Annotated in this window: 14 protein-coding genes; 8 read left to right on the plus strand and 6 right to left on the minus strand. The window is 61.9% G+C overall.

The window, feature by feature from the left end; all coding sequences use genetic code 11:
• The first annotated feature begins 31 nt into the window (after positions 1-31).
• Together NKJ09_RS21970 and NKJ09_RS21975 are read left to right on the plus strand one after the other, a co-directional pair.
• Positions 32-571, plus strand: coding sequence for a hypothetical protein (locus tag NKJ09_RS21970; protein WP_031193481.1), 540 nt, complete (start codon positions 32-34; stop codon positions 569-571).
• Positions 572-599: 28 nt separating this feature from the next.
• Positions 600-1,019, plus strand: a complete 420-nt coding sequence (locus NKJ09_RS21975; protein WP_023717240.1) for an MAPEG family protein — start codon at positions 600-602, stop codon at positions 1,017-1,019.
• Positions 1,020-1,030: 11 nt separating this feature from the next.
• Here NKJ09_RS21975 and rnd read toward each other — a convergent pair whose 3' ends face one another.
• Both rnd and NKJ09_RS21985 read right to left on the minus strand, forming a co-directional pair.
• Positions 1,031-2,182, minus strand: a complete 1,152-nt coding sequence (gene rnd / locus NKJ09_RS21980; protein WP_023717241.1) for a ribonuclease D — start codon at positions 2,180-2,182, stop codon at positions 1,031-1,033.
• Positions 2,183-2,239: 57 nt separating this feature from the next.
• Positions 2,240-3,502, minus strand: coding sequence for an MFS transporter (locus tag NKJ09_RS21985; RefSeq protein WP_023717242.1), 1,263 nt, complete (start codon positions 3,500-3,502; stop codon positions 2,240-2,242).
• Between the two features lie 257 nt (positions 3,503-3,759).
• Between NKJ09_RS21985 and NKJ09_RS21990 the strand changes: the two genes are divergently transcribed.
• The 4 genes from NKJ09_RS21990 (at position 3,760) to aspS (ending at position 8,816) form a co-directional block, all read left to right on the plus strand.
• Complete coding sequence (locus tag NKJ09_RS21990; RefSeq protein WP_352495294.1) at positions 3,760-5,028, plus strand: ABC transporter substrate-binding protein; 1,269 nt, start codon at positions 3,760-3,762, stop codon at positions 5,026-5,028.
• A gap of 68 nt (positions 5,029-5,096) precedes the next feature.
• On the plus strand, positions 5,097-5,969 hold the full coding sequence (locus NKJ09_RS21995; protein ID WP_352495345.1) for a carbohydrate ABC transporter permease: 873 nt from the start codon (positions 5,097-5,099) through the stop codon (positions 5,967-5,969).
• A gap of 19 nt (positions 5,970-5,988) precedes the next feature.
• Entirely contained in the window at positions 5,989-6,813 is an 825-nt protein-coding gene (locus NKJ09_RS22000; protein WP_352495346.1) for a carbohydrate ABC transporter permease, read from the plus strand.
• A gap of 212 nt (positions 6,814-7,025) precedes the next feature.
• Positions 7,026-8,816 (plus strand): aspartate--tRNA ligase, encoded by a 1,791-nt coding sequence (gene aspS, locus NKJ09_RS22005; RefSeq protein WP_352495347.1) that lies wholly within the window; start codon positions 7,026-7,028, stop codon positions 8,814-8,816.
• Positions 8,817-8,896: 80 nt separating this feature from the next.
• Here the strand turns inward: aspS and NKJ09_RS22010 are convergent, their stop codons facing one another.
• Positions 8,897-10,090, minus strand: a complete 1,194-nt coding sequence (locus tag NKJ09_RS22010; RefSeq protein ID WP_023717248.1) for an aq_1923 C-terminal domain — start codon at positions 10,088-10,090, stop codon at positions 8,897-8,899.
• A 367-nt stretch (positions 10,091-10,457) separates the two neighbouring features.
• On the opposite strand from NKJ09_RS22010, the gene parC reads away from it, so the two are divergent.
• Together parC and NKJ09_RS22020 are read left to right on the plus strand one after the other, a co-directional pair.
• Positions 10,458-12,710, plus strand: a complete 2,253-nt coding sequence (gene parC / locus NKJ09_RS22015; protein WP_352495295.1) for a DNA topoisomerase IV subunit A — start codon at positions 10,458-10,460, stop codon at positions 12,708-12,710.
• Between the two features lie 308 nt (positions 12,711-13,018).
• A complete protein-coding gene (locus NKJ09_RS22020) occupies positions 13,019-14,239 on the plus strand; it encodes an AI-2E family transporter (protein ID WP_023717250.1) in 1,221 nt (406 codons plus the stop codon).
• On the opposite strand, the gene NKJ09_RS22025 is transcribed toward NKJ09_RS22020, so the two are convergent.
• The 3 genes from NKJ09_RS22025 to NKJ09_RS22035 all read right to left on the minus strand — a co-directional run bounded on the left by NKJ09_RS22025 (position 14,227) and on the right by NKJ09_RS22035 (position 16,617).
• Positions 14,227-15,123, minus strand: coding sequence for a DMT family transporter (locus NKJ09_RS22025; protein ID WP_352495296.1), 897 nt, complete (start codon positions 15,121-15,123; stop codon positions 14,227-14,229). The genes NKJ09_RS22020 and NKJ09_RS22025 overlap by 13 nt on opposite strands.
• Positions 15,124-15,245: 122 nt before the next feature.
• Positions 15,246-16,010: an arginyltransferase gene (locus tag NKJ09_RS22030; protein ID WP_352495297.1), complete on the minus strand. Its 765-nt coding sequence runs from the start codon at positions 16,008-16,010 to the stop codon at positions 15,246-15,248.
• 136 nt (positions 16,011-16,146) lie between these two features.
• A complete protein-coding gene (locus NKJ09_RS22035) occupies positions 16,147-16,617 on the minus strand; it encodes an RDD family protein (protein WP_023674465.1) in 471 nt (156 codons plus the stop codon).
• Positions 16,618-16,798 lie beyond the last annotated feature (181 nt).

Genomic DNA, 16,798 nt, shown 5'->3' on the forward strand with positions numbered 1-16,798 from the left:
TCGCCATGCGCATTGGCGCAATCTGGCGGCGATGATCCTGCGGCTGTCGCGCCACGCCGCCGCACTCTGTTTCGCCACCGTGGCGATTTTCATCATCATGACGGCGATGGAGTTCCTCTATTTTCGCCAATTGAGCGGCGGTCTGCCCTCGCTCGACATGCGCTATGCCGGTTTCACTCCGGATGAGGGCATGGCCTGGCTGACGGCGCTCGGCCGGCGTGGCAGCGAGATCATTCTCGTCTGGCATTACCTGACCTTCGACCTGCTGTTTCCGGCGCTGCTGTCGCTGACGATGGTCAGCCTGATCCTGGCAACGGGCCGGCGGCTGAAGAATTTCCATTCGCTGCCTGCGCAAACCCAGTCGATATTCGCAGCTGTGCTGGTGCTGCCCTACACGCTCGCCGACTATGCCCAGAACATCGCCGTGGCTCGTCTTTTGTCCGATTTCCTGTCTGCCAATCCGGATTCGCTATCCTTTGCCTCGGCGCTGATCGTCACCAAATTCGCGCTTCTGGCGGTGCCGGTGACCGTCATTGCGGCTTTCACTCTGATGGCTCAGAAACGGCCTTGAAGGCTGGGTGACAACGACAGAGGGCGTCTTGAACCAGACCGCGATCTTCTGGCCGATGCTGGCGCAGGTGCTGCTGGTCTATATCGTCTATGTCGTAATGGGCCGGCGCCGCTATGGTGCGGTCAGGTCGGGCGAAGCCAAGACCGGCCAGTTCAAGACGCGCTCGACGGAGCCTGGTTCCAGCATCACCGTCGCCAACAATCTGAGCAACCAGTTCGAACTGCCGGTGCTTTTCTACGTCTTATGCCTGACGCTGCACGTGACCAATGGCGTCAATTATCTGACCTTGGCGCTGATGTGGATCTTTGTGGTCTCCCGCTATCTTCACGCATCGGTCCACTTGACCAGCAATCGGCTAATCCTGCGCAGCAGGGCATTCTACGTGGGCGCGGTAGTTCTCGCACTTGGCTGGATATGGCTGGCGCTGCATCTGCTCGGCTTGGTCTGAGCAAGCTCAAGCTACAAATCGAACACCGCGATCTTGCGCTTGTCGAACCTGATCGCGAGTTCACCGCGCACCAGCCTGAGCGCGGCCTCGCCAAAGACGGCGCGCCGCCAGCCTTGCAATGCCGGCACATCGGCGTCCTCGCCCTCTGCAGCGATGCGATCGATGTCGTCACTGGAGGCGAGTACCTTCGATGCGACACCTTCCTTTTCGGCAACGATCCGCAGCAGCACCTTCAGCAACTCCGCCGCGGCGCTCGACCCCTCCGGCGGCTGGAAGCTCTTCGGCAGCTTCGGCATCTCTTCCCTGGGCAGCGCCAGGGCAGCGTTGACTGCGCCAAGCAGTGCCGTCGCCGTCGACGAGCGCTCCCAGCCCTTCGGCGTGGTACGCAGCTTGCTCAGCGCCGCCGTATCGCGCGGCGCCTGCTGCGCTACTTCGTAGATCGCATCGTCCTTGAGCACCCGGCCGCGGGGCACGTCGCGCTCGCGCGCTTCGCGTTCGCGCCAGGCGGCCACCGCCTGCACGATCGCCAGTTCCTGTGGCTTGCGCAGCCGCATCTTGAGCCGCTTCCAGGCATCCTCGGGATGCGGATCGTAGGTCTCGCGCGAGGTCAGCACGTCCATTTCCTCGTTCAGCCAGTGGGCGCGGTTTTCCCGCACCAACTCGGCGCTGAGGTGCTTGTAGACTTCGATCAGATGGGTGACGTCGGCGAGCGCGTAGTCGAGCTGCTTTTCGGACAGCGGACGATGGCGCCAGTCGGTGAAACGCGACGACTTGTCGAGCCGCGCGCCGGTGATGCGCTGCACCAGCTGGTCGTAGGAGACGCTGTCGCCGAAGCCGCAGACCATCGCCGCGACCTGGGTGTCGAACACCGGATGCGGCACCAGATCGCCGAGATGCACAATGATTTCGATGTCCTGTCGCGCCGCATGGAAGACTTTGACGATCGCCTCGTTGGCCATCAGCCTGAAGAACGGTTTCAGGTCGATGTCGGGCGACAGCGGATCGATCAGCGCCGTCACCCCGGGCGCTGCCATCTGGATCAGGCACAGGATCGGCCAGAAGGTCGTTTCGCGAATGAATTCAGTATCGACGGTGACGAATTCCGCCTTTTCGAAAGCGGCAATAACGGTCTCGAGTTCGTTCTGGGTGGTGATGACGTGCATCAAATCGCTTTTGGCAAGGGATAGGGTCTCTTTCAATTTCAGCCGCGCGCGCTTTCGTCAAGCGCAAGCACCTTTATCGGGCTTTGCGGGTTCATCGGGATCGGCATTCCGCTTCGCCAACCGGGCAAAAACCGTCGATGTGCGCAACAGCGCCGTAAAACGGCTGCGATGGCTCGCCGGCACAGCAGAGCGCGCCCGCATCCGGAAAAGGATGACCGCCACGAAGATCGCATAGACGGTGGCGCTGAACACGAACAGCGCGCTCGGCCCGAAATATTGCATCACCGTCGAGGCTGCGAAGGGGCCGCCAATGGCGCCGAAGGAATAAAACAGCATCAAGGCTGCGTTGATCAGCACAAACTCGCCCTTGTCGGCGCGGTCGTTGGAATGCGCCGCCGACAACGAATAGAGCGGCATGGCAAAGCAGCCGAAGATAAAGACGAGCAGGAAGTTGAGGAAAGGGCTGCCGCCTGCCACGAACGCCAGCGCCAGTGCCGCCACCATCGCACAGCACGTCGTCATCAGCAGCACCGAGCGCCGGTCCCAGCGGTCGGAGAGATAGCCAAGCGGATATTGGATGATGGCGCCGCCGAAAATGCCGACGCTGACGAAGGTGACGACGTCGGCGACCGACATGCCGATCTGCTCGGCATAGACCGGCGACAGGGTGCGGAAGGCGCTGTTGGTCACGCCGACGGCGATGCAGCCGAAGCAGCCAAGCGGCGAGATGCGCCAGACGCGTGCCAAATCGAGTTTGACGTCTTCCGGCGGCGTCGGGTTGGAGCGGTCGCCGAGCGAAACCGGCACCAGCGACACGGTGATCATCATCGACATGATGGCGAAGATGGCAAAGCCGCCAGCGCCGAAGATCGGGATCAGGAATTGGGCGCCCGTCACCGAACCGATGTCGACCATGCGGTAAATGGCAAGCACCCGCGCCCGGTCGGTGTTGGTGACGCCGGAATTCAGCCAGGCTTCCATGATGGTGAACAGGCCGGCAAAGCAGAACCCGCCGGCAAAGCGCACGGCGCACCACATCACCGGATCGATGACCAGCACCAGCAGCAGCGTTCCCGCCGAGGCGATCGCCGCCAGCGCGGAAAAGGCGCGCACATGGCCGACGGACTTCATGATGCGGGTGACGGCAAGGCAGCCGAGCAAAAAGCCGGCGAAATAGAACGTGCCCATCAGGCCGATAGAGGAAGCGGGAAAACCCTCCTGCGCACCACGCAGCGCAATCAAAGTGCTCTGCAGGCCGTTGCCGCCGAGCAGGATGCCGGCGGCGATCAGGAGCGGGATCAGCGGGCGGATGGAGGACATGAAGGAAAGCCTGTCGTTGATCCTTCTTGAACCATCGCCTTCGCCAATGCCAGCGGCAATTCCCGGAGGCGTTGGGGCCAGCCGGGGGCTGCCGCTTCGCGCCGGACGTTCCGTGTTGGGAACTCAAGGCGTATCTTTGTAGTTCAGTGCTGGTGGGCGAATGCGCGTCTTGTGAGCTGCGGGTGTGCTGAGGACGGTGTCGGGCATCGACGTCCGTTTCTGCTGCTGCCTGAAGTTCCAAAGGGAGATCCGACATCATGAAGTTTCGTTCCGCATTCGCTGGATTTGCCGTGGCCGCAGTTCTGGCGGCCGGGCCGGCGCGGGCTGTCGACCTCGCCATGGTGTCGGGCGATACCGGCAACGGCCAGAGAATCCTTCGCGAGATCCTCGATCAATACGAGAAGAAGACCGGCAACAAGGTTAGCGTGGTTCCGGTGCCGCCCTCGGGGACCGACCAGTTTAGTCAATACAGGCTGTGGCTTGCCGCTGGAAACAGCGACGTTGACGTCTATCAGACGGACGTCATTTGGGCCCCCCAGCTTGCAAAGCAGCTCGTCGACCTGACCGCGGCGACCAAGGATGTCGTCGGCGCTCATTTCCCATCGATCATCAAATCGCAGACCGTCGACGGCAAGCTCGTCGCCTTGCCGATATTCACCGACGCTCCGGCGCTCTACTACCGCAAGGATCTCCTCGACAAATACGGCGCCAAGGTCCCGACCAGCTGGGCCGAGCTTGCCGATACTGCCAAGCTTGTCATGGACAAGGAACGCGAGGGCGGCAACAAGGACATGTGGGGCTTCGTTTTCCAGGGCAACGCCTATGAGGGACTGACCTGCGATGCACTCGAATGGGTGAAGTCGAACGGCGGTGGTCAGATCATCGAGCCGGACGGCACGATCTCCATCAATAATCCGCAAGCAGCCGCGGCGCTGGAAATGGCGAGGAGCTGGGTGGGAACCATCTCGCCTCCCGGCATTCTGGCCTATCAGGAAGAAGAGTCGCGCGGTGTCTGGCAGACCGGCAACGCCGTCTTCATGCGCAACTGGCCCTACGCCTATGCGCTTGGCAACAGCGAAAGCTCCCCCATCAAAGGCAAGTTCGAAGTGACGACGCTGCCGTCCGGGTCGGGTGAGGGCGCCCGCCCGGCAGCAACGCTTGGCGGCTGGAATCTTGCGGTTTCCAAATATTCGAAGAACCCGGCCGCAGCCGTCGAGCTGGTCAAATGGATCGCTTCGCCTCAGATGCAGAAGTACCGCGCCTTGAAGGGGGCATATCTGCCGACCATTCAGGCGCTCTATGACGATGCCGACATCGCCAGCGCCCAGCCGGTTATCCCGCGCTGGAAGGAAGTTGTCCTCAACGCGGTGCCGCGTCCCTCGGCCCAGGCCAAGACCAGGTACAATGAGGCATCGAGCGAGTTCTGGACCGCCGTCCACAACACCATGTCCGGCGAGGGCACGGCCGCCGACAACCTTGCCGATCTGGAGTTCTCCTTGACCAGGCTCAAGGGCACCGCCTGGTGACCTCGCCGCGCTCAGGCTCGCTGCTGGCGCGTCAGCGTGTGCGCTCGGCATGGCTGCTGCTTGCCCCGATGCTCATCGTGCTCGCCGCCGTTGCCGGCTGGCCGTTGATGCGCACGATCTATTTCGGCTTCACCGATGCCTCGCTCGCCGACCTCGAAGCCCGTCGCTGGGTTGGCTTCGCCAATTATTTCTCCATCCTGCAAATGCCGAGCGGCCGCGTCATCTATGACGGGCTGCTCGCCGATCCGGTCTGGTGGCGCGCCGTCTGGAATACGGTGCGCTTCGCGGTGATTTCGGTAACCTGCGAGACGGTGCTCGGCATGATCGTCGCGCTGGTGCTCAACACCAAGTTTCGCGGCCGCGGCATCGTGCGCGCCGCGATACTAATCCCTTGGGCCATTCCGACGATCGTCTCGGCGAAAATGTGGCAGTGGATGCTCAACGACCAGTTCGGCATCATCAACGACGTCCTTCTCAAGCTCGGCCTGATCGGCACCAAGATCGCCTGGACGGCTAGCGCCGACACGGCCATGGTCGCCATCCTCATTGTCGACATCTGGAAGGCGACCCCGTTCATGGCGCTTCTCATTCTCGCCGGCCTCCAGATGCTTCCACAAGAAATCTACGAGGTCGCCAAGCTCGACGGCGTCGGCGCGTGGAAAGTTTTCTGGAAGATCACCTTGCCGCTCATCCGGCCGGCGTTGATGGTGGCCATGATCTTCCGCGGTCTCGATGCGCTGCGCATCTTCGACCTGATCTACGTGCTCACGCCAAACAATATCCACACCAAGTCGATGTCGGTGTTTGCCCGCGAGAGCCTGTTTGAGTTCGACAAGTTTGCCTACGGCTCCGCCGCCTCGACGCTGCTCTTCCTCATCCTCGCTTTGCTGACCATGCTCGTTCTGTGGCTCGGCCGGATAAGACTGGACAAGGACTATTGATCATGTGGGGCTGCTGACCATGTGGATCGTCAAGCGCACGGCTTTCTACCTCCTCGTCGCCGTTATCGTCGTCGTCGCGGTATTCCCGTTTTACTACGCCATCGTCACCAGCCTGAAATCCGGGACGGCGCTCTTCCAGATCGACTATTGGCCGAAGACGATCACCTTCAGCAATTACAAGACCGTTTTCACCGAAGGGACCTTCCTGCGCAACCTCGTGAACTCGCTGTTCATCTCGAGCGCCGTTGTCGTCATTTCGCTGTTCCTCGGCGTCACCGCCGCCTATGCCCTGGCGCGCATCCGCTTCCGCGGCCGCTCGGCTCTGCTCCTCATTATCCTGTCCGTCTCGATGTTCCCGCAATTGGCGGTGCTTGCCGGTCTGTTCGAGCTGATCCGGGCCTTCGGCCTCTACAATTCGCCGTTCGCGCTGATCTTGTCCTATATGATCTTCACCTTGCCGTTCACCGTCTGGGTGCTCACCGCCTTCGTTCGCGACCTGCCGATCGAGCTGGAGGAAGCGGCGATCCTCGACGGCGCCACGCCCTGGATCATCATCAGCCGCGTTTTCCTGCCGCTGATGTGGCCGGCGCTGGCGACCACCGGGCTTCTCGCCTTCATCGGTGCGTGGAACGAATTTCTGTTCGCGCTTACGTTTACCTCCAACAACGAGCAGCGAACCGTGCCGGTCGCCATTGCGCTGCTCTCCGGCAGCTCGCAGTTCGAGATCCCGTGGGGCAACATCATGGCCGCATCGGTGATCGTCACCGTGCCGCTCGTCATCCTCGTCCTGATCTTCCAGCGCAAGATCATCTCCGGCCTCACCGCAGGCGGGGTCAAGGGATGAGGTGCATAATTGAACTGCTGGACAGAGCAGCGAACTCGGATTAACGCCTCTGGCATAAATTGATGCCGGTGGGACAGGGGCGGGAAGAACGCGAACTCGTCCCGGGCGCCGCTTGCCTTGACAAATGCACACTCTCATGTGCTTTTCGCGCAAATTTTCAGGCCGGGCCATCGTGCTTTGGCCGCAACCAACATCCGGACCTAGCAATGACAATGCATCGTTACCGCAGCCATACCTGTGCCCAGTTGAGAAAGAGCGACGTCGGCTCCGCCGTTCGCCTGTCGGGCTGGGTGCATCGCGTGCGCGACCATGGCGGCCTGCTGTTCATCGATTTGCGCGACCATTACGGCCTGACCCAGATCGTCGCCGATCCGGATTCGCCCGCCTTCAAGATTGCCGAGACCCTGCGCGGCGAATGGGTCGTCCGCGTCGACGGCGAGGTCAAGGCGCGCCTCGCCGACACCGTGAACCCTAATTTGCCGACCGGCGAGATCGAGATTTTCGCGCGCGAGATCGAGGTTCTGTCGGCGGCCAGGGAATTGCCGCTGCCGGTCTTCGGCGAGCCGGATTATCCGGAGGACATCCGCCTCAAATACCGCTTTCTCGATCTGCGGCGCGACACGCTGCACAAGAACATCGTCGCGCGGACGAAAATCATCGCCGAGATGCGCAAGCTGATGGGCGAGGTCGGCTTCACCGAATTCTCGACGCCGATCCTGACCGCCTCGTCGCCGGAAGGGGCGCGCGACTTTCTGGTGCCGTCGCGCATTCACCCCGGCACTTTCTACGCGCTGCCGCAGGCCCCCCAGCAGTACAAGCAGCTGATCATGGTGTCCGGCTTCGACCGCTATTTCCAGATTGCGCCGTGCTTTCGCGACGAGGACCCGCGCGCCGACCGTCTGCCGGGTGAATTCTACCAGCTCGACGTTGAGATGAGCTTCGTCGAGCAGGAGGACGTGTTCACCACCATGGAGCCGGTGATGCGGGGCGTGTTCGAGACCTTTGCCGCCGGCAAGCCGGTGACGCAGAAGTTTCCGCGCATCGCCTATGATGTCGCCATGCGCAAATACGGCACCGACAAGCCGGACCTGCGCAACCCGATCGAGATGCAAGCCGTCTCCGATCATTTTCGCGATTCCGGCTTCAAGGTATTTGCCAACATCCTTGCCAACGATCCGAAGGCCGAGGTCTGGGCCATTCCGGCCAAGACCGGCGGTTCGCGCGCCTTCTGCGACCGCATGAACTCATGGGCGCAAGGCGAGGGCCAGCCCGGGCTGGGCTACATCTTCTGGCGCAAGGAGGGCGAGAAGCTCGAAGGCGCCGGGCCGCTGGCCAAGAACATCGGCGAGGAGCGCACGGAGGCGATCCGCCAACAACTCGGCCTTGCCGATGGCGATGCCGCTTTCTTCGTCGCCGGCGACCCGAAGAAATTCGTCTCCTTCGCGGGTGCGGCGCGCACCCGCGCCGGCGAGGAGCTCAACCTTGTCGACCGTGATCGCTTCGAATTGTGCTGGATCGTCGACTTCCCGTTCTTCGAATGGAACGAGGAGGAGAAGAAGATCGACTTCGCGCACAATCCGTTCTCGATGCCGCAAGGTGGCATCGATGCGCTTAACGGCGAGGATCTGCTCGGCATCAAGGCGTTCCAGTACGACATGGTCTGCAACGGTTTCGAGATCGCCTCAGGCGGCATTCGCAACCATCTGCCGGAAACCATGGTCAAGGCGTTCGAAACGGTCGGGCTGGACCGCGCAACCGTCGAGGAACGCTTCGGCGGCCTTTACCGTGCCTTCCAGTATGGCGCGCCGCCGCATGGCGGCATGGCGGCCGGCATCGACCGTGTCGTCATGCTTCTGGTCGGTGCCAGGAACCTGCGCGAAGTGACCATGTTCCCGATGAACCAGCAGGCCTACGACCTGTTGATGAACGCCCCGTCGGAAGCCAGTCCGCAGCAGCTTCGCGAATTGTCGCTGCGCGTCGTGGCAACGAAGAAAGAGGTTTAGGAAACGCTCCGAACCGGTCCTGTGGATTCATAAAAAAGCCCGGCATCGCTGCCGGGCTTTTTGCTTGAAGGCTGTCTCGGTCAGTCTTCGTTCGCGGTAACCGTCACGCCAAGCGTTTTCGGCAGGTCGAGCGGGTTGGACATGGCGCCCGCCATGATCAGCGCGAACGGCACCGCTGCCGGCGGCTCGGCCGAGACCTCGATGCTCTGCGGATCGTCGAGGAACTTGTTGACCGCGGCCGAAACCTGCGCCGTCAGTTCCGGATTGTTGAGCTGCGCCATGCCGAATGGCACGATCGCCTTGGCCTGGTTGGCAATGTCCTTGCCGGACATGCCTTGCTGCTTGCCGGCATAATCGAGCACCTTCTTGGTCAGCGAATCGTCGTCGAAGCGGATCGAGGCGCTGTTGAACGATAGCTGCTGCAGCAGCCCGAGCATGGCCATGCCTTGCGCCGAATTGTCGGCGCCTTCAGGCTGAGCTGCCATCTTCTTCTGCATCTCCTGCATCGATTTGATGACATCCAGCGTGTAGCCGCCGAGATTGAAGGTCATACCGAATGTGCCGGCATTGTCGACCGAAATTTCGTATTTCGACAAATCCATCTTGCCGTCGGTAGGCTGCCAGGTGCCTTCCATCTCAAGATTGCCCGATATGTTCTGGTAGCCGAGTGCGTTGATGACTTCCTTGGACTTCGGATCTTCGACCAGCGTCAGGTCGGCAGTGAACTTTTCCGTGGTGCCGGAGAACGCCATGGCCTTGCCGTCGGCCGGCGGCGTGATTGCGATGGCAAGCCCGTCCATCGAGAAGGCAGGCTTGTCGGCGACCTTGACGGTCATGTTTTCGAGCTCGGCCGATTTGTACATCATCAGCGAGCCCAGCGGACCGCTTGCGCCTTCGGCCGGAACCGTCATGTCGTGGATGACGAAGGGGCTGAGATTGAGCGTGACGCCATCTTCGCTGTGTTCGAACGGCGAAGTCGATACGGTCGCGATTTGATAGCCGCCATTGGCTTCGGTCACGCCTTCGAGCTTGACGTCGCCGATCTTGAGCGCCTCCTTTTCGGCCGCCGGTCTGACCGCTACGCCTTGCAGAACCATGCTGGAGGTGTCGCCGGTTACTCCGGTCCAGGAGAGGTCGACGCCCTGGGCGGCGAGGGCAGCCTTCAGCCGGTCGGCGACCGCGGTATCCTGCGCGAACGCCGCATTCAGCGGCAGCGTCAGCAAAAAGGTCGAAAAAGCCAGTCTTTTAATAAGTGTCGAGTGTCTGATCGTCATCGAGAGCTCCCCTGAGAGTGTCCTGAAATTCTTTTCAAATCGTCGCGTCGTCACCATTCAGCGACGAACTGGACCGGAAAAAGGCGGGCCTCGGCACAATGGTCGAAAATCGCGGCCAAAGGCAAACCCGATCCATCAGGCTTGCGATAGAAGCCGGATGTAACGGATTGATGTTGGCCGGCGTCGCGACGCTTCCAATTCCTGTTGCACAGTGCAGGTCGCGCAAAAGTGTGCAGCGGTTTTGCGCGACATGGATCAAAACAAGGACCTAAAGCGCGCGCATAAGGCCGGTCGAACGCGACGCGCTTTAGGAGGACGTATGCCGGCGCCTCTTGCCGCGAATCACCCGCTCGGCTAGTGCCAGCCCATGGGAAAAAGGCTTTTGCCGCCTGAAACTGGCGGCGGCGACAATATCGAGCCGGTCGATCTGAAGAAGGCGCTGGAAGAGCGCTATCTCGCCTACGCGCTGTCGACCATCATGCACCGGGCGCTGCCGGACGTGCGCGACGGGTTGAAGCCGGTGCATCGCCGCATAATGCATGCCATGCGCTTGTTGCGGCTCAACCCCGACCATGGCTTTGCCAAATGCGCCCGCATCGTCGGCGAGGTGATGGGCAAGTTCCATCCACATGGCGACCAGTCGATCTACGACGCATTGGTGCGGTTGGCGCAGGATTTTTCGATGCGCTACCCGCTGGTCGACGGGCAGGGCAATTTCGGCAATATCGACGGCGATAACGCCGCCGCCATGCGCTACACCGAAGCGCGCATGACCGACGTGTCGACGCTGCTGCTGGAAGGCATCACCGAGGACGCGGTCGATTTCCGCCCGACCTACAACGAGGAAGACGAGGAGCCGGCCGTGCTGCCCGGCGCCTTCCCGAACCTGCTTGCCAACGGCTCGTCCGGCATCGCCGTCGGCATGGCGACCTCGATCCCGCCGCACAATGCGGCCGAGCTTTGCGACGCCGCGCTTCACCTGATCGATCATCCGGATGCGCCCGTCACCAAGCTGATGGACTTCGTGCAAGGTCCGGATTTCCCGACCGGCGGCATCATCGTCGACAGCCGAGCCTCGATCCTCGAAGCCTACGAAACGGGTCGCGGCGGCTTTCGCGTCAGGGCGAAATGGAGCCAGGAGGACCAGGGCAGGGGCACCTGGAACATAGTCGTCACCGAGATCCCCTATGGCGTCCAGAAGGCCAGGCTGATCGAAAAGATCGCCGAGCTCTTGATTGCGCGCAAGCTTCCGTTGCTCGAGGATATCCGCGACGAGAGCGCCGAGGACATCCGCGTCGTGCTGGTGCCGAAGAGCCGCTCGGTCGATCCCGGCATCATGATGGAATCGCTGTTCAAGCTGACCGAGCTCGAAAGCCGCTTTCCGCTCAACATGAACGTGTTGTCGCGCGGCAAGGTGCCGAACGTGCTGTCGCTGAAAGGCGTGCTCAAGGAGTGGCTTGAGCACCGCCGCGACGTCTTGATCCGCCGCTCCAAGCACCGTCTCGGCGAGATCGAGAGGCGGCTGGAGATCCTCGCCGGCTATCTGATCGCCTACCTCAACATCGACGAGGTGATCAGGATCATCCGCGAGGAGGACGAGCCCAAGCAGGTGATGATGGCCCGCTGGTCACTCACCGACACCCAGGCCGAAGCCATCCTCAACATGCGGCTGAGGGCGCTGCGCAAGCTCGAGGAATTCGAGATTCGTGAGGAATTCAACGGCCTGACCGGCGAGAAGAAGCAGATCGAGGCGCTACTTGCGTCCGACGCCAAGCAGTGGGCGACGATCAAGTGGGAAGTCGCCAATGTTCGCCAGAAATATGGGCCCGAGACCGAGATCGGCAAGCGCCGGACCGAGTTCGCAGATGCACCCGAACATGACCTGACCGATATCGCCCACGCCATGATCGAGCGCGAGCCGGTCACCGTCGTCGTATCGGAAAAGGGCTGGCTGAGGGCCATGAAAGGTCATCTGACCGATCACTCTGCCCTGACCTTCAAGGAAGGCGACAGCCTCAAGCTCGCCTTCCATGCCCAGACGACCGACAAGGTGCTGGTCTTCACCACCGGCGGCAAGTTCTACACGATCGGCGCCGACCGGCTGCCGGGTGGGCGTGGCCATGGTGAGCCGATCCGCATCATCGTCGACATGGACAACGACCAGGATATCGTCACCGCCTTCGTCCATGATCCCAAGCGCAAGCTGCTGCTGGTTTCGCATGACGGCAACGGTTTCATCGTGCAGGAAGAGGAGGTCGTCGCCAACACCCGCAAGGGCAAGCAGGTGATGAATGTCAAGGCGCCCGACGAGGCCCAGCGCTGCGTGAGCGTCGCCGGCGACCATCTCGCCATTGTCGGCGAGAACCGCAAGATGCTGGTGTTCCCGCTGGCCGAGATCCCGGAGATGGGACGCGGCAAGGGCGTGCGCCTGCAGAAATACAAGGATGGCGGCGTCCTCGACCTCAAGACCTTCACGCTCGCCAGCGGCCTGTCCTGGCAGGATTCGGCAGATCGCACCTTCACCAAATCGCGTGACGAGCTTGCCGAATGGATCGGCGCCCGCGCCTCGGCCGGTCGCATGGTGCCGAAGGGCTTTCCGCGCACGGGCAAGTTCGGGTAGGCGCGCGAACGCGAAGGAGCGTGACCTTTCGGGGGGCGGTCAGGCGAGGTGGTGAAAGGGAATTCGTGTTTTCGCGCCCGGCGGCGCATTTTGTTCTTGCTTTGTGCCGGCAGCTATGCTACTAATTTCACTATGGTGCTGATTCGCACCGACGACCCGCCTCCCAAGGCGGGTTTTTTGTTTCGGGCTCCTTTCGACCAAATTGGAATGCCGTCACGATTGCTGCACTATATCAGTGCATAAGCTTCGCCATGGGAAATCGCGGGGATAACGCATCTGAACGACACGGGCGTTGGGGAGGTAGTCGCTTGAAGGAAGTCAGGATACAGAAGCCGGAGCGGCAGCAGCGCCTGTTTGGCCTGTCGACGCCGCTCAGGGCCGCTGTCATTCCGCCGCTGTCGGCGGCGCGCTGGCTCCTGGTGCTGATCGTCGCCGCCGGCGTTTATTTCTTCCACGGCTTCCTGTTCCCGGTCCTTGCCGCCCTGGTTATCGCTTTCGCCAGCTGGCCGCTCTATCGGCGGCTGCTCGCCGGCGTCGGCGGCAACCGCACGATCGCCGCGACCCTTGCGATCCTGTTCATCCTGACCTTCCTGGTGGTGCCGATCGCGCTTGCCGGCACCTATGCCATCAACGAGGTGCGCGAATGGGTCGGCTGGGCGATCGAGACCAACCGCTACGGCGCGCCGACGCCGCACTGGATCGCCACGCTGCCTGTGGTAGGCGAATGGCTCAATGAACAATGGACGGTCAACGTTGGCCACCCAGGCGGTATCGGCGAACTGATCCAGCTGATCAGCGGCGCCAATATCGGCAGCATCTATCGCGGCGTGCTTGCCGCCGGCGGCAGCGCCTTCGGCCTTTTGCTGACGCTGCTGTTCATGATGATCGCGCTGTTCTTCGCCTATCGCGACGGCGAGCATTTCGCCGGGCAGGTCGATCGCCTCGGCGAACGCATCCTGCCGGCCAGATGGGAACGGATCTCACGCGTGGTGCCGGCGACGATCTCCTCCACCGTCACCGGCATGACCGTTATCGCCATCGGCGAAGGGCTGGTGCTGGGCATCGCTTACTGGTTGGCCGGCGTGCCGTCGCCGGTGACGCTCGGCGCACTGACCGGCATCATGGCGCTGATCCCCGGCGGCGCGCCGCTGTCGTTCACGCTGGTCTCGATTTACCTCGCCGCCAGCGGCTCGCCGATGGCCGGGCTGGCGCTGTTCATCTGGGGCGCCGTCGAACTCTTCGTCGTCGACAAGACATTGCGCCCGAAGCTGGTTGGCGGACCGATAAAGCTGCCCTTCCTGCCGACTTTCTTCGGCCTGATCGGCGGCGTCAAGACAATGGGTTTTCTCGGCCTGTTCATCGGCCCGGTGCTGATGGCCCTGCTGGTCGCGATCTGGCGCGAATGGCTGCGCGAGGTGGAGCTGACCGATGAACTCGCTGCCGCCGAACCGGCGGAGCAGGAAGATGCACCGCCGCAGATCGAAATTGTCGCCGAACGCGCCGCCGCGAAAAAGAATCAGGCCGGGTGACTGACGGCGAGCGTAGCGCGGCGCTTACGCCCCTCGTGCAACTGCCTGAGCGAATGGCCGATCAAGGTGACGATGAGGATCGTGCCGCCGATCAGGCTGTTGCGCGACGGGGTCTCGGCGAAGATCATCCACACCCAGACCGGCGCCAGCACGGTTTCTAACAGGTAGAACATCGCCACTTCCGGCCCGGAAATGTATTTCGGACCGTTGGCGAGGCAGAAGAACGAGATCGGCATGATGACGGCGCCGTTGAAGACGATCCACCACGGTGCGTTGACGTGAAAACCCACCTTGGAAACCATCAGGGCGGCGATGGCCAGTGGCAGCACGACTCCGATCAGCGCGGTGAAGCCCATATCCTTGCCGCTGGCGCGGGAGATGGTGATGGCCGCGGCGATCATGAAGGCGGAGCATAGTGCCATCAGGTCGCCGAAGAGATGCCCGGTTCCGACGGAATCACCGACAATCATCACGACGCCGGCGATCATCAATGCCAACGCTGCGACCGTCAGGGGCTGTGGCCTCTCCTTCAGGAATAGCCACGACAAAAGGGCCGCGAACATGGTGGTGAAGGCCAGGATGAAAACGAGGTTGGCGGTCGAGGTGTTGTAGACGCCAGTGATGAAGGCGATCGAGCCGAGTCCGTAGAGGGCGGCAACGATGAGCCCTGACCAGCCCGGGATAAGCTGCGGTGCCTTTGCGCTCAGCGAGCGCCAGATGGCCCAGATGACGAGCGTGGCCACGAAGGTCGTGCCGGTGCGCAAGAGCAGGATCGTCCATGCCTCGCCGTCGGCGAGCCGGATCAGCGGAATGTCGACGGTCAGCGTCAACCCGCCGATGGTGGTGATCAGAAGGCCTCTCTGGTGGTCGTTGTGGGAAGACATGCAGCAATTCTCGCGATAGGCTTGGAGGCGCAAAATTGACCCGCCCGGTCTTCCGCCGATCGGCCGGAAGCCCAGCGGCATCCTCCTCGAAACAATTTAAGGGTGAATACCGAAAGCGGAAATCAGCGCGAAACCGCTTCGTGATTGTAGCGTTCCCAGCCTTTCGGGCCGAGATGCTCCTGCGGCTGGAAGCGCATCTTATAATTCATCTTGCGCGAGCCGTTGACCCAGTAGCCCAGGTAGACATGGGGCAGCCCCATCGCCCTGGCGCGGGCGATGTGGTCGAGGATCATGAAGGTGCCGAGGGAACGGTCCTCGAAGTCCGGGTTGAAGTAGGAATAGACCATCGACAGGCCATCGGCCATCTTGTCGGTGAGGGCCACGGCGATCAGTTCGCCCTGGCCCTTGCCGGTGATGAAGCTATCAGATCCGCGGCGACGGTATTCGATGACCTTGGTGTCGACATGGGTATCCTCGACCATCATGGCGTAGTCGAGCACGGTCATGTCGGACATGCCGCCACGGCGGTGGCGGGCGTCGAGATAGCTGCGGAACAGCGAATACTGCTCGGTGGAGGGTTCGGCGTCGTGCATGGCGCCGACCAGATCCGAATTATGCTGTATGACGCGTTTCATGTTGCGGCTGGCGGTGAATTCCTGCGCCAGGATGCGCACCGACACGCAGGCGCGGCAGGTCTCGCAGGCCGGCCTGTAGGCGATGTTCTGCGACCGCCTGAAACCGCCCTGCGTCAACAGATCGTTCATCTCGGGGGCCTTGTCGCCGACCAGGTGAGTGAACACCTTGCGCTCGAACTGCCCCTCGAGATAGGGACATGGCGAGGGCGCGGTCAGAAAGAACTGTGGCGACTGGGTCGGGTGCTGCGTCATCGAGCCTTGGAAACACTCCTGCGAATCGCTCTACCTTTGGCGCGGACGCCGAAAAATTCAACAGGATTGTGAAAGCCTGGGTGATTGGACGTCTTCACTTTTGCGCGCAAAGGCCGCGGCCGCGCTTCAAAGCCGCTCAGCGGCCGCTGCGGCTGACGACCGTGCCGAGCAGCAGGTCGTGCAGCGTGCGCTTGCGGTCGGAAAACAGGCTCACCAGCAGGACCAGCGGCGAGAGGATGACATTGCCGGCCCAAAACAACACCGAATGGACGACGGCGGTCAGCCCGTCGATGCGGCTGCCGTCGAGCCGGTCGAGCCGGATGCCCATCATCTTCATGCCGGTGGTGGCCTGATCTTTACTGCCGAGCGTGTTCCAGATGTAGAGGATGGCGACGGCCGGCACGAGAATGGAAAACAGCATCCAGCCGAGGCCGAGCGTCAACAGCCCAAACAAGAACACCAGGATCGCGAAAGGAATGGTGAGCAGCGCGACGATGAAATAATCGATGACGAAGGCGAGAATGCGCCGCGTGCGCACGCCCTCATAGGCGCGGACGTCTTCGAGCCTGCTGGTGATGATTTCGCCGTCGAGAACGCGAGCGTTCATGTCATTTCCTCGTAATCGAACCCGGGTTAATGCACGGGCCGCGTATTGATGAAATGGTGAAGGTTCGCGGTGGAATCAAGATCGAACCATTCGCCACCGTAGATGGTGACGGAGTGCCCGGCGCCGTCTGACTTGTTGAATTCATGGCGCGGATAGCGTTAGCTTGCTGCGGCGCAACAAA

Origin of the sequence: Mesorhizobium sp. M0189, assembly GCF_040322135.1 — a bacterium.
Taxonomy (GTDB): Bacteria; Pseudomonadota; Alphaproteobacteria; order Rhizobiales; family Rhizobiaceae; genus Mesorhizobium.

Excerpts from the sequence above, each read along its gene's own strand:
- aspS (WP_352495347.1), top strand. The coding sequence starts at position 7,026 with ATGCATCGTTACCGCAGCCATACCTGTGCCCAGTTGAGAAAGAGCGAC.
- NKJ09_RS21995 (WP_352495345.1), top strand. The coding sequence starts at position 5,097 with ATGCTCATCGTGCTCGCCGCCGTTGCCGGCTGGCCGTTGATGCGCACG.
- NKJ09_RS21985 (WP_023717242.1), bottom strand. The coding sequence starts at position 3,502 with ATGTCCTCCATCCGCCCGCTGATCCCGCTCCTGATCGCCGCCGGCATC.
- NKJ09_RS21990 (WP_352495294.1), top strand. The coding sequence starts at position 3,760 with ATGAAGTTTCGTTCCGCATTCGCTGGATTTGCCGTGGCCGCAGTTCTG.
- rnd (WP_023717241.1), bottom strand. The coding sequence starts at position 2,182 with ATGCACGTCATCACCACCCAGAACGAACTCGAGACCGTTATTGCCGCT.
- NKJ09_RS22025 (WP_352495296.1), bottom strand. The coding sequence starts at position 15,123 with ATGTCTTCCCACAACGACCACCAGAGAGGCCTTCTGATCACCACCATC.
- NKJ09_RS22000 (WP_352495346.1), top strand. The coding sequence starts at position 5,989 with ATGTGGATCGTCAAGCGCACGGCTTTCTACCTCCTCGTCGCCGTTATC.
- NKJ09_RS21970 (WP_031193481.1), top strand. The coding sequence starts at position 32 with ATGATCCTGCGGCTGTCGCGCCACGCCGCCGCACTCTGTTTCGCCACC.
- parC (WP_352495295.1), top strand. The coding sequence starts at position 10,458 with ATGGGAAAAAGGCTTTTGCCGCCTGAAACTGGCGGCGGCGACAATATC.
- NKJ09_RS22010 (WP_023717248.1), bottom strand. The coding sequence starts at position 10,090 with ATGACGATCAGACACTCGACACTTATTAAAAGACTGGCTTTTTCGACC.
- NKJ09_RS22035 (WP_023674465.1), bottom strand. The coding sequence starts at position 16,617 with ATGAACGCTCGCGTTCTCGACGGCGAAATCATCACCAGCAGGCTCGAA.
- NKJ09_RS22030 (WP_352495297.1), bottom strand. The coding sequence starts at position 16,010 with ATGACGCAGCACCCGACCCAGTCGCCACAGTTCTTTCTGACCGCGCCC.